Raw genomic sequence first — 12,719 nt, forward strand, 5'->3', positions numbered from 1 at the left:
AGCCAGAGGACGGCGAAGGGCGGCAGCCACACGTTGCCGTCCCCACCCCACGGCAAGGCATCACCGGTGATCCGGTCGACGGCATCCGCCACACCGAGCTCGTTGACCCGCCACCCCGGCCACATCCGCCACTGCGGCGTCACGTTGTAGACCCCGACGAACCGCCCGACCGGGTGCTCACGCACGGTCACCAGCACACCGGGGTCATCGACCGGCCCGATCTGCGTCTCGACCGACCCGTGCAGGTGCACCAACGAGCCGCGGGTCCGCACGAGCTCGACGAGGTCGCCGAACACGCGCCCCGCCGTGGTCGTCCGGTCGTGGCGGTGCTCGGCACGCTCCCAGTCCAGGCGCGGCCGGTGCGCCCACCGGTTGTCGTCACCGTGCCCGGGCTCGAGCGCCCAGCGCGGGTCGTTCGGCTGCCCGAGCTCGTCACCGCTCCAGATCACCGGGATGCCGCCCCAGCCGAGCACCATCGCATTGGCCAGGCGCAGGGCCGCCGCCGCGGACTCGACCTCAGCCGCAGAACCGGCCGACTGGAGTCCGATGAGGGATGCCGCGGTGCCACTCGTGCGCCCGTCGTCGGTCTCGGGGTTGTACTGGAAGACCAGCCCCCGAGCCGGTGAGCCGAAGTGGTCGCCGGCGTACCAGTGCCAGAGGAAGCTTCGGTGCGCGTGCCCGCTCAGGCCGACGGCACCGGCATCCTCGTCCATGATCGCCCAGCCGATGTCGTCGTGGCAGCGCAGGTAGGTCAGCCACGTCGCCGTCGTGGGCTTGGGCGGCAGCGAGCCGAGCGCGTGCGCCGCCAGCCGCACGTCCTGCGAGGCGAGCATCGACCAGACGTGCACCATGAGGCTGTTGTGGTAGGCGAGGTCGCTGACCTTGCCGCTGTAGGCGCCGGTGCCGAGGTAGGGCAGCAGCTTGGTCGGGGCCACGATCGCCTCGGCCTTGAACGCGACCGCGGGGCACGCGATCCGGGTCACGGCCCGCAGCACCTGGGTGAGGGCGTGCACCTCGGGCTCGCCCTGGCAGTCGGTGCCGAGGCGCTTCCACAGGAAGGCGATGGCATCCAGGCGCAGCACGTCGACGCCGCGGTTGGCCAGGTCGAGGATGATCGACGCGTACTCGCGCAGCACCGCGGGGTTGCTCCAGTTGACGTCCCACTGGAACTCGTTGAACGTCGTCCACACCCAGCCCTGCAGGTCCTCGTCCCAGGTGAAGTTGCCGGGGGCGAAGTCGGGGAAGACCTCGGGCAGGGTCGCCTCGTACGCGTCGGGCATGTCGCGGTCGGGGAAGACGTGGAAGTACTCGCGGTACGTCGGGTCACCGGCGCGCGCCTTGACGGCCCACTCGTGCTCACGGGCGACGTGGTTGAGCACGAGGTCGAGCACCAGGCTCATCCCGGCGTCGTGCAGCCGGGCCGCGAGGTGCTCGAGGTCGTCCATCGAGCCCAGGTCGGCGCGCACCGACCGGTAGTCGGCCACGGCATACCCGCCGTCGCTGTCGCCCTCGCGCGGGCGCAGCAGCGGCATGAGGTGCAGGTAGCGCACCCCGAGCTCGTCGAGGTAGGGCAGGTGGTCGGCCACTCCACGCAGGTCACCGGCGAAGCGTTCGGTGTACGCCGCGTAGCCGACCATCGACGGGTCCTGGAGCCAGTCGGGGCGCAGCATGCGCTCGAGGTCACGCACGTGCAGGCGGTCCGAGCGGGCGGCGAAGGCAGCCCCCGCGAGCTCGACCAGGTCGGCACCGAGCGCCCCGGCCCGCTCGTCGCCGTAGGCCATCCGCAGGCCGTTGACCAGGTCGGGCCACCAGCGGGCGACGCGGGCGCGGAACATCACCTCCCGGTCGGGTGAGACCCCGGCAGGAAGGGAGGTTGGGGGAGGGGACGCGGCAGACGTCGCGGCAAGGGGCGGGGGCACGGCAGCGCTCACCCGGGCATTCTTGCCGATGGCGGGGCAGACGTCTGCGTGCGTCCGGCATGTTGGTTGCCCAGACCGCCACAGTGCCGGACGTCCCGGCGGGTGATCCTGTCGTGTCCCGTTGTGTCCGGCATGTTGGTTGCCCAGGCCGCCACAGTGCCGGACACAAGCGACAGGGCAGGCCCAGACCAACCACAGGGGACGCACAGGTTGCGCCGTGACGGTGGTCGCATGAGCTCGAGCACCGTCACCACCTCCCGGATGCCGTCCGCGCACGTTCGTGGCGCGTCACACCTCTCGCGTCCCACGGGACCGACGCGGCGCCGCCGCCTCGGGCCGGTGCCTCGCCGGTGGCGCGACCTCAGCGCCGCGCTCGGCTGGGGCGTGGTGCTCTTCACCATCGCCCTGTGGGTGGGCGGCGGCGGCATCCAGGACCTCGGCACCACCGCGGGGTTCCTCACCTCGACGGGTCGGCTCACCGGTCTCGTCGCCTCGGCGCTCCTGCTGCTCCAGGTGGGGCTGATGGCCCGCATCCCGTGGGTCGAGCAGGCCTGGGGCCAGGACGAGCTGACCCGTGTCCACCGCCTCGTCGGGTTCACCTCGTTCACCCTCATGCTCGCCCACATCGCGCTCATCACCCTCGGGTACGCCGCCTCGACCGACGCTGGCGTGTGGGGCACCCTCGTCGACTTCGTCGTCACCTATCCGGGGATGCTGCTGGCGGTCGCCGGGACGCTCGCGCTCGTCATGGTCGTGGTCACGTCGGTGAAGAAGGCCCGGGCGCGACTGCGCTACGAGTCCTGGCACCTGATCCACCTCTACGCCTACCTCGGGGCGGGGCTGGCCCTGCCGCACCAGCTGTGGACGGGCGCGGAGTTCCTCTCCTCGACGCTCGCCACGGTCTTCTGGTGGGGGCTGTGGGCCAGCACCGCCGGCGCCGTGATCATCTTCCGGGTGCTGCTGCCGCTCTGGCGCTCATTCGCCGGGTCGTTGCGCGTCGTGGACGTTCGCGCCGAGGGTCCGGATGCCACCACCGTGACCGTCGCCGGCCGCTCGGTCCGTCGGATGCCGGTGCGCGCCGGGCAGTTCTTCCAGTGGCGCTTCCTCGACGGGCCGGGCTGGTCGCGGGCCAACCCCTACTCGATCTCCGCGGCACCGGACGGCGCCACCCTGCGCTTCACCGCAGCCCACGTCGGTGACGGCTCCCGTCGCCTGGCCACCCTTCGTCCGGGCACGAGGGTCATGGTCGAGGGGCCCTACGGGCGCCTGCACGACGGGGTCCGCACCCAGCGCAAGGTCCTGCTCATGGGCAGTGGCATCGGCATCACGCCGCTGCGCGCCATCCTCGAGGACCTGCCCCAGGGCCCGGGTGACGTCACCGTCGTGCACCGGGTGCGCAGTCGCAGCGAGGCCGTGCTCGCCGACGAACTGGCTGACCTGGCCGCCGCGCGGGGTGCCCGCTACCTCCTGATCGAAGGCCCCCGGATCACCAGCCGCGCGAGCTGGCTACCGGAGCAGGCCCGGGACCTCAGCGATGACCAGGCCCTGCGCGAGATCGTGCCCGACATCGCTGACCACGACGTGTACCTGTGCGGTGCCGACGGCTGGATGACGGCTGCGCGGGCCGCGGCCCTGGCCGCCGGAGTTCCCGCCGGGCGCGTGCACCTCGAGCGCTTCACCTCCTGATCCACCCGACCCGAGAAGGGACGCACCCATGCGCCGCATCACCCTCTGGCTGCTCAGCACGATCTCGACCCTCGTCCTGCTGTTCAGCTACAGCACGTCGACCAGTGCCTCCGCCTCGGTGGCGGCGAGCGTGGTCGCCGAGGCAGACACGGGATCGAGCACCGACTCCAGCTCCTCGACCGACTCGGGGTCGAGCACCGACTCCGGCTCCTCGACGGGCTCGGGCTCCACGACTGGCTCGGGGACGAGCACCGACTCCAGCACCGAGTCGGGTTCGCAGTCCTCTTCGGCAGCGCAGACCGTCCTCGGCGACGCGATCATGACCAGGTACGGCAACGTCCAGGTCCAGATCACCGTCGCCAACGGGGCGATCACGGCATCCGAGGTCACCCAGGTGCCCTGGAGCAACGGCAAGGACCAGCAGATCAACGGCCGCGCCGTGCCGGTGCTCAACGCCGAGGTCGTCGACGCGCAGAGTGCCGGCATCGACATGGTCTCGGGGGCGACGTACACCTCCGAGGCGTACATCCGGTCGCTGCAGTCGGCCATCGACCAGGCGAACCTGTGACCACGGCGCTGACCACCACGGTCGCCGCGCCGCGTTCCCCGGTGCTCGCGCGCCGCGCGTTCGTCGACCAGGTCATGGGGATGCCGGTGAGCGTGCACGTTCGCGCGGTCGACACCTCGCGCAGCGACGTCGAGGCTGCCGCCGCGCGGGTCTTCGCCCACCTCCACCGGGTCGACGCGGTGCTCAGCACGTGGCGTGCCGACAGCGACCTGTTGCGCGTTCAGCACGGTGAGGTCGACGGGGTCGACGAGGTGCACCCGTGGCTCGCCGACGTCACCGACCTCTGTCTCGAGGCCGAGGACCGCACCGACGGGCTCTTTCGCGCCTGGCGTCGGCGGCCCGGTGGACGGCTCAGCTTCGACCCCACGGGCCTGGTCAAGGGCTGGGCGGTGGCCGCGGCCGCCGAGCACCTGCGGATCGTCCCCGAGATCGCCTACAGCATCGGGGCCGGGGGAGACGTCGTGGTCGGGACGGGCACCGGGGTCGACGAGGCCCCACCGTGGCGCATCGGCATCGAGGACCCCCGGCAGCGGGGCGGGCTCGCGCGAGTGGTCACGGTGACCCGTGGTGCGGTCGCCACGTCGGGCGCCGCCATCCGTGGCGGGCACGTCGTCGACCCGCGGACCGGTCAGGGCATCGTGCGCCCCGGGTCGGCCACCGTGGTCGGCCCCGACCTGATGTGGGCCGACGTGTGGGCGACCGCCGCCTGGGTCGACCCGGAGCGGGCCCGCGCCCTCATCGAGCAGCGCGACCCCGCCTACGGGCTCATCGTGATCTGAGCGCCGCGCCGAGGGCCTCGGTATCGGTGACCGGGCGATCGCAGACGAAGCCCCGACACACGTAGGCGGCCGGGCCGTCGTCGACGAGGGGCCGGTCGGCGAGGAGCGCGCGGCCGGGGGCGTCCGGCATCCCGTGCATGACGACGAGGCCGGGGGAGGTGCTGGCGCGCGCCGTCCGCAGCAGCGCCTGCGCCGCGGGGCCCTCGCCGACGACCGCGACCTGGAGCGGACCGGCAGCGCTCGCCTCGGCGACCGCCAGCGCCCAGCCGGCGAAGCGCGGGTCCTGCGCGGCGACCGGGCCGCAGGCGTCGAGCGCGGCCCGCGACGCCTGCAGGTGCGCGGCGGACCCGGTGAGCGCGCCATGGGTGAGCAGCGCGCCGGCCAGGGCTGACGCCCCGCTCGGTTCGGCGTTGTCGGAGCGGTTCGCCGGCCGGGAGAACAGGGCGGGCGCGTCGTGGGCGGTGTCGTGCACGGTGCCGTCCGCGTCGACGAAGCGATCAAGGGCACGGTCGAGCAGGGATGCCGCCGCCTCGCCCCAGCGTGGCTCTCCCGTCGCCTGGTGGAGGGCGAGCAGGCCCTCGGCGAGGTTGGCGTGGTCGTCCAGGACTGCCGGGGCCGGGCCGGTACGGCCGGCGCGCGAGGTGCGCCGCAGCATCCGGTCGCCGTCGTCCGCACTGTCGGATGCCGGGACGTCGTGGGTGTCGAGGACGTGGGCGGCGGCAACCTCGGCCGCCGTGACGAGGTCCGGACGGTCGAGCAGGACACCAGCATCGGCCAGGGCCGCGATGGCCAGGCCGTTCCAGGCCGTCACCACCTTGTCGTCCCGGCTCGGCTGCGGGCGGGTGGCGCGCGCGGCCAGCAGCCGGGCCCGCACCCGTGCCCACCACGGGAGGTCGTCGGGGTCCTGGCGCAGCTGCAAGGTGGAGGCGCCGGCCTCGAAGGTCCCGCTCGCGGTGACGCCGAGGAGGCGGGCCGCGCGCTCTGCGTCGTCGGGTCCGAGCACCTCGACGAGCTGCGCCGGGGTCCACGCGTAGGTCAGACCTTCGTGCGAGTGGCCGTCGACGACGGTGTCGGCGTCGAGGGCCGAGGCGAACGCGCCCTGATCGGTGCGCAGGTCCCGCAGCAGGAAGTCCGCGGTCTCGTGGGCCACCCGCAGGGCGAGGTCGTCGCCGGTCGCGCGCCACAGGTGGGCGTAGACGCGCAGCAGCAGGGCGTTGTCGTAGAGCATCTTCTCGAAGTGCGGCACCACCCAGTCGGCGTCGACGGAGTACCGCGCGAAGCCGCCCCCGAGCTGGTCGTAGAGGCCTCCGCGGGCCATGGCGTGCGCCGTGCCGGTGACCATCGCGAGGGCGTCGGCCGACCCCGTGCGGGCGTGGTGGCGCAGGAGGAACTCCAGCACCATCGACGGTGGGAACTTCGGCGCGCCGCCGAACCCACCTCGGGCCTCGTCGTAGGTCGAGCGCAGCCGCCGCACGGCCGTGTCGCAGACGTCGGGGTCGATGACCGTCGGGGCCGGCGGGCCGGTGAGCTCACGCAGTCGCTCGGCCACGGTCGCCCCGGAGCTCAGCACGCGCTCGCGGTCGGTCTCCCACGCATGGGCGGCGCCGTCCAGGAGCTGGAGGAACTGGGCCCTCGGCAGGTAGGTGCCCGCGAAGAAGGGGTCACCCGACGGGGTGAGCAGGCAGGTCATCGGCCAGCCGCCGTGCCCGGTGAGGGCGGTCGTGGCCGACATGTACACGGCGTCGACGTCGGGGCGCTCCTCGCGGTCGACCTTCACGGCGACGAAGCGCCCGTTGACGGCGGCGGCGACCTGCTCGTCCTCGAACGACTCGTGGGCCATGACGTGGCACCAGTGGCAGGCCGCGTAGCCCACCGAGAGCAGGATCGGCACGTCGCGACGCTCGGCCTCTGCGAAGGCGTCGTCGCCCCACTCCCACCAGTCGACGGGGTTGTCGGCGTGCTGGAGGAGGTAGGGGCTGAGTGAGTGTGCGAGCCGGTTCGCCATCTCCCCACCGTATGCCGCGAGGTGGCCCCGCGGGGTCGAGGTGCTACCGCCCGCAGATCCGTGCACCTGCGATTCGACCCGGCGTCGACTCGACCAGCCTCGGCTGCCGCCCCAGTGGAGCGGCGGCTACTCGTCGAGTGCCTTGGTGAGGGCCACGTGCAGGCTCACGTCGGCAGCGTCGCCGGTCTCGCTGACCCAGCTGACCTCGACCCCGGCCCTCAGCAGCGTCCACGCGAAGGCGTCGTCGAGGTCGATTCCGGCGGCCTCGGCAGCCACCGACACCCGGTGCCGCACCGACCAGCGGAAGGCAGCCCCCGTCCCGAGCTCGTCAACGCGGTTGTGCAGCAGCGGGAACAGGTCGAACGCAGGGTGACCCGCGACCGGCTTCGGGTCGATCGCCGTCCAGCCCTGCGACCCCATGAGCACGTTCTCGAAGTGCAGGTCGGTGTGCAGCAGCACCTCGGGCACCTCACCGGAGAGCAGTTCACGAGCAAGCCCGACCGTGCGCGTGACGACCCGACGGGGCACGGCGGCCCGCCCCGGCATCCGCTCCAGGTGTGGTGCGAGGTACTCCGGGAGCCGGGGGAACTGCGGCGGCGCGGGCACCTGGAGCTGGCGGAGCAACCCGCCGACCACCTCGCACGCCTCGTCGACCCACACCTCGCTCAGGTCGCGGTCGGCGTCGAGACGCTCGAGCAGCAGCACCCCGTCCGTCGGCAGCGCGGCGACGAGCCGTACCGCCCCCGACCCCGCCCACGTCCGCAACGCCAGGGCCTCGTGAGTGCCCTCGGGATGCGGCCAGGTCACCTTGAGCGCGAGCGCCTCGCCGTCGCGGCGCACCGGGACGACCACCGCGGTCCATCCGGTGCGCGGCTCACCGTCGACGACCAGACCCCACCGCTGCAGCGCCTCGTCGATGAGGCGGGGGACGGTCGCCAGCCACGCTGCACCCGTCGGCCCTGCGTCGGCGGGGTAGCCCTCGACACGAGCGACCCAAGCGGCTGGCAGCACCACCCGGCTCACGAGGTGCTCACGAGCGGGTCACGTGAGGCCGGGGAAGGGTGCCAGGGCGACACCCCAGCGGTTCGCCTGCACCTCGACGGCGCCGAGCCACCTGGTCGCAGCAGCAAGTCCCGCACCGGCCGCATCTCCCGGCGCCGCGCCACCGGCCAAGTCCCCAGCGGTACCCGCATCGACTCCCGACACCGCAGCCGCTCCCGGCGTTGCACCGGTTGCCGCCAGCGCCGCGAGGTGCTCGCCGTACCCCGAGCGCAACGCGAGCATCGCCTCGCGAGCCAGCCGAGCGGCATCGGCCGTCGTCGTCACGGGGAAGGGGAGCGGCTGACCGAGCGTGCTTCCGAGGCTCGCCCCGCCGGCCACCTGGTCAGCGCGCACCGAGCGAAGCACCCGCAGGGTGGTGTCTGCCCGGCTCCTGACCCGCCCGGACGTCCGGGCACTGACCACCTCGAACAGGTAGATCGCCGCGCTCGTGCTCGCGGCCATCGCCTCGACCGCGTCACCCGCGACAGCAGCCCCGGCGACCGTCGGGGCCGTGCCGGACAGCAGGGTCGCTGCCGCGAAGCGCTGCGCGTGCAGCGAGGCCAGCGTGGCGAGGAGGTCGGGCTCGGCGCCGGCGAACTCGGCGGCACGCACCGCCGACTCACCTTCGGCGGCCGCGAGGCCCTCGACCGTGGATGCCGTCGGGCTGGCTGACGGCGCAGGGGTGCCGGTCGCGCTCGTGGCCGGGGCGGGGGATCCACTCGGTGACTCGGAGGATGCGCTCGGGGACGCAGCGGGCCCGTCGACGAGCGACAGCGGGACCTGCCCCCGCAGCAGCGTCGTGCGCAACACCGTGTGCTGGCGCCGGTGGATGGTCGCGAGGCTGGCGGCCAGCGCCCCCGGGACGGTGCCCGCGAGGACGGCCAGGGCGAGGGTCCCGACCGTGAGGGCGACGAGCTCGCTCTCCAGGGGGATCGGTGTGCGCCTCGGGACGAGTGGCACGCGTGGGGCGTCGTCCTCGAGCCGGATGCCGCACGCCGCGCTCGGGAGGGCGAGCGCGCCCAGAGAGGCCGCGAGGAGAACCCTTCTGGAGACCCCCGGACGTGCCGCCTCACCCATGCGCGCATCATCGCACGGGCCGGAGCAGCACCTGATCTGGCCTACAGTGGTGGGCGGCGGCGACCCGCCGACGGCTAACTTCACAGAGAGGACGGGCAGCACGATGACCACTGCAGACGGCATCCGCCCGACCGTGCAGGACGCGGTGGAGGGCATCGGCCTCGTTCTCGAGGACGTCGCCGTGACCCCCGCGGGCCGGCGCCGCGTCGTCAAGGTCCTCGTCGACCGCGACCCGGGCCCGCAGGACGTCGCCGACGAGCCGACCGATCCCCTCACCCTCGACGAGGTCGCCGACGCCACGCGCGCGGTCAGCGACGCCCTCGACGCGAGCGACCTCATGGGTGAGCAGCCCTACACCCTCGAGGTCTCCTCACCCGGCGTCGGTCGCCCGCTGACCCTTCCTCGCCACTTCCGCCGCAACGTCGGCCGCCTCGTCACCGCCACCCACGACGGACACGAGGTCACCGGCCGCGTGCTGCGTGCCAGCGGCACCGACGTGACGCTCGACATCCCCCCCACCCGCTCGACCCCCTCGCGCACCGAGACCTTGGCGTATGCCGGTCTCGAACGTGCCGTGGTGCAGGTCGAGTTCGCCCGACCGGACGACAAGGACACCTGACATGGACATCGACCTGACCGCACTGCGCGCGCTCGAGCGCGAGCGAGGCATCTCCATGGATGTCCTCATCCAGGCGATCGAGCAGGCGATCACGCTCGCCTACCAGCGCACCGAGGGTCACTACCGGGTCTCGCGCGCCGAGCTCGACCGCAAGACCGGGCACGTCGTCATCTGGGCGCGTGAGGAGCTCGAGGTCCCCGCGGAGGAGGGCGCGGTCGACGACGAGGGCAACCCCGCGCGCCCCCGCCGTGAGCTCGGTCCCGAGTTCGACGACACGCCGAGCGGCTTCGGCCGGGTCGCCGCCGCGACCGCCCGCCAGGTCATCGTGCAGCGGCTGCGCGACATCGAGGACGACGCCATCCTCGGCGACTTCAAGGGCCGCGAGGGCGAGCTCGTCGCCGGCGTCATCCAGCAGAGCCCGGTGCCGCGCCACGTGACCGTCGACTTCGGCACGGTCGAGGGCATCCTGCCCCTCGCCGAGCAGGTGCCGGGGGAGAAGTACGTCCACGGGCAGCGACTGCGCTGCTACGTCACCTCGGTCAAGCGCGGCATGCGCGGCCCGCAGATCGAGCTCTCGCGCACCCACCCGAACCTCGTGCGCAAGCTGTTCGCCCTCGAGGTGCCCGAGATCGCCGACGGCAGCGTCACGATCGAGGCCCTCGCGCGCGAGGCCGGGCACCGCACCAAGCTGGCCGTCCACACCACGGTCGCCGGCCTGAACGCCAAGGGTGCCTGCATCGGGCCGATGGGTGCCCGCGTGCGCGCCGTCATGGCGGAGCTGCACGGCGAGAAGATCGACATCGTCGACTGGTCGAACGACCCGGCGACGTTCATCGCCGCGGCCTTGTCCCCGTCACGGGTCAACTCGGTCACGATCGTCGACCCCAAGCTGCGCGCGGCCCGTGTCGTCGTGCCGGACTACCAGCTGTCGCTGGCGATCGGCCGCGAGGGCCAGAATGCCCGACTGGCCGCCAAGCTGACCGGCTGGCGGATCGACATCCGACCCGACACCGACCCCGCAGCGGCGGATGCCGTGGCCCCCTCCCGCGCCGATGGCGCCTCCGAGGGCACCTAGGCGGTAGGCTGGTGGCTACCGATCGGACTGGACTCCGGCCCGGCCACCCGATACGCACCTGTATCGGGTGTCGTGGGACGGATAGCCGGTCGGCACTCCTGCGAGTGGTCCTCGGGACCGGCGCGGACGGCATCGCTGTCGTTCTCCCCGATCCTGAGCGCCGTCTCCCGGGGCGCGGCGCATGGCTGCACCCGGGGCTCTCGTGCCTGGAGCTCGCCGTTCGTCGGCGGGCGTTCGGTCGGGCGTTGCGAACGAGCACACCCGCCGACCACAGTGCCGTCGAGCACTGGGTCAGGGCCCACCTGCAGGAACCACCGTCCGAGCATGAAACCGAAAGCGGGTTTGACGCTGATGAGCACCCGATGAGTACTCAGCGATGAGCACCCCCCAGCTGTAACGACGGTCCGCGCACGACGCACGGACCTGGACAGGAGAAAAGTGTCTAAAGTCCGTGTGAGCGCACTTGCCAAGGAGCTCGGAGTGACCAGCAAGGTCCTTCTCGAGCGCCTGAACGGCATGGGCGAGTACGTCAAGAGCGCCAGTTCGACGGTGGAAGCCCCCGTGGTTCGGCGCTACAACGAGAAGTACCCTGCCGAGGCACCTGCTGCCCCGGCAGCACCTGCTGCTGCTCCGGCGCGTCCGGCCCCGGCAGCCCCTTCGGCACCGGCTGCGGCGACGCCTGCTCCGGCAGCCCCCGCTCCCGCTGCGCCTGCCCCGTCGGCACCGGCTCCCGCCGCTCCGTCGGCACCGGCGCCTGCTGCCCCGGCAGCACCGGCGGCGGCAACCCCGGCTCCGGCGGCACCTGCCCCCGCGGCCCCGTCGGCGCCTGCACCGGCCGCCCCAGCCCCGGCGGCTCCTGCCGCTCCGGCACCGGCAGCCCCGGCTGCACCGGCCGCCCGCGAGGGTGGCTCCGGCCAGGGTGCACCGCGTCCCGGCGCGCCGCGTCCGAACACTCCGCGTCCGGGCAACAACCCGTTCGCGCCGAGCCAGGGGATGGGCCGTACCCGCGAGCCCGCCCGCCCCGGCAACAACCCCTTCGCTCCGAGCCAGGGCATGCCCCGGCCGCAGAGCCGTCCGGGTGGTCCTCGCCCCGGTGGCGCAGGTGCCGGTGCTGCCGGTCCGCGCCCCGGTGGCCCGCGCCCCAGCCCCGGCATGATGCCCGACCGCTCCGCGGTCGGCCGTCCGGGTGAGCGTCCGGCGCGTGGCGCCGGTCGCCCCGGTGCACCCGGTGGCGCAGGTGCGCGACCCGGTGGTGGCGGCGGTTTCGCCGGACGTCCCGGTGGCCCCGGTGGCTTCCGCAGCGGCCCCGGTGGTCGCGGCGGCACCCAGGGTGCCTTCGGCCGTGGCGGTGGACGCCCCGGTCGTGCCCGCAAGTCCAAGCGCGCGAAGCGCATGGAGTTCGAGGAGATGCAGGCACCGTCGATCGGCGGTGTGAGCGTCCCCCGTGGTGACGGCACGACGATCATCCAGATCCGTCAGGGCGCGAGCCTGTCCGACTTCGCCGACAAGATCAATGCCAACCCCGGTTCGCTGGTGACGGTGCTGTTCCACCTCGGTGAGATGGCCACGGCCACCCAGAGCCTGGACGAGGACACCTTCAAGCTCCTCGGCAGCGAGCTCGGCTACGACATCCGCATGGTCTCGCCGGAGGAGGAGGAGCGCGAGCTCTTCGACTCCTTCAACATCGACCTCGAGATCGGTGTCGACTCCGAGGACGAAGAGGACCTCGAGGCCCGCCCGCCGGTCGTCACGGTCATGGGTCACGTCGACCACGGCAAGACGCGTCTGCTCGACGCGATCCGCAACGCCGAGGTCGCTGCCGGCGAGGCCGGCGGCATCACCCAGCACATCGGCGCCTACCAGATCCACAAGGTGCACGAGGGCGTCGACCGGCCGATCACCTTCATCGACACCCCGGGTCACGAGGCGTTCACCGCCATGCGTGCCCGT

11 protein-coding genes are annotated in these 12,719 nt (G+C 73.1%); 7 read left to right on the forward strand and 4 right to left on the reverse strand.

Annotation, left to right across the window (positions count from 1 at the left end; all coding sequences use genetic code 11):
- Window positions 1-1,931 (reverse strand): alpha-amylase family protein (locus PLL68_RS00660; RefSeq protein WP_324530663.1); only part of this gene is annotated, 1,931 nt, incomplete at its 3' end.
- A 219-nt stretch (window positions 1,932-2,150) separates the two neighbouring features.
- On the opposite strand from PLL68_RS00660, the gene PLL68_RS00665 reads away from it, so the two are divergent.
- The 3 genes from PLL68_RS00665 to PLL68_RS00675 are packed head-to-tail and all read left to right on the forward strand — an operon-like array spanning window position 2,151 to window position 4,952.
- The gene (locus PLL68_RS00665) at window positions 2,151-3,605 is read left to right on the forward strand and encodes a ferredoxin reductase family protein (protein ID WP_324530665.1); all 1,455 of its coding nucleotides are present in this window, start codon (window positions 2,151-2,153) and stop codon (window positions 3,603-3,605) included.
- A gap of 28 nt (window positions 3,606-3,633) precedes the next feature.
- On the forward strand, window positions 3,634-4,173 hold the full coding sequence (locus tag PLL68_RS00670) for an FMN-binding protein (RefSeq protein WP_324530667.1): 540 nt from the start codon (window positions 3,634-3,636) through the stop codon (window positions 4,171-4,173).
- Window positions 4,170-4,952, forward strand: coding sequence for an FAD:protein FMN transferase (locus PLL68_RS00675; RefSeq protein ID WP_324530669.1), 783 nt, complete (start codon window positions 4,170-4,172; stop codon window positions 4,950-4,952). Before PLL68_RS00670 ends, PLL68_RS00675 begins: the two co-directional genes overlap by 4 nt.
- Here PLL68_RS00675 and PLL68_RS00680 read toward each other — a convergent pair.
- From PLL68_RS00680 to PLL68_RS00690, 3 genes are all read right to left on the reverse strand, one after another.
- On the reverse strand, window positions 4,939-6,957 hold the full coding sequence (locus PLL68_RS00680; protein WP_324530671.1) for a thioredoxin domain-containing protein: 2,019 nt from the start codon (window positions 6,955-6,957) through the stop codon (window positions 4,939-4,941). The genes PLL68_RS00675 and PLL68_RS00680 overlap by 14 nt on opposite strands.
- Before the next feature lie 126 nt (window positions 6,958-7,083).
- Window positions 7,084-7,980, reverse strand: a complete 897-nt coding sequence (locus PLL68_RS00685; RefSeq protein WP_324530673.1) for an aminoglycoside phosphotransferase family protein — start codon at window positions 7,978-7,980, stop codon at window positions 7,084-7,086.
- Between the two features lie 18 nt (window positions 7,981-7,998).
- Window positions 7,999-9,075 carry a hypothetical protein gene (locus tag PLL68_RS00690; RefSeq protein ID WP_324530674.1) on the reverse strand — a complete coding sequence of 359 codons (1,077 nt, stop codon included), beginning with the start codon at window positions 9,073-9,075 and terminating at the stop codon, window positions 7,999-8,001.
- A gap of 103 nt (window positions 9,076-9,178) precedes the next feature.
- On the opposite strand from PLL68_RS00690, the gene rimP reads away from it, so the two are divergent.
- The 4 genes from rimP to PLL68_RS00710 all read left to right on the forward strand — a co-directional run.
- Window positions 9,179-9,694, forward strand: coding sequence for a ribosome maturation factor RimP (gene rimP / locus PLL68_RS00695; RefSeq protein WP_324530676.1), 516 nt, complete (start codon window positions 9,179-9,181; stop codon window positions 9,692-9,694).
- A 1-nt stretch (window position 9,695) separates the two neighbouring features.
- Window positions 9,696-10,769, forward strand: a complete 1,074-nt coding sequence (nusA, locus tag PLL68_RS00700) for a transcription termination factor NusA (protein WP_324530678.1) — start codon at window positions 9,696-9,698, stop codon at window positions 10,767-10,769.
- Window positions 10,770-10,780: 11 nt separating this feature from the next.
- A complete protein-coding gene (locus tag PLL68_RS00705) occupies window positions 10,781-11,149 on the forward strand; it encodes a YlxR family protein (RefSeq protein WP_324530679.1) in 369 nt (122 codons plus the stop codon).
- Window positions 11,150-11,207: 58 nt separating this feature from the next.
- The coding region (locus PLL68_RS00710) for a translation initiation factor IF-2 N-terminal domain-containing protein (protein ID WP_324530681.1) at window positions 11,208-12,719 on the forward strand (1,512 nt) is incomplete at its 3' end.

This window comes from Ornithinibacter sp. (assembly GCF_035443565.1).
GTDB lineage: Bacteria > Actinomycetota > Actinomycetes > Actinomycetales > Dermatophilaceae > Fodinibacter.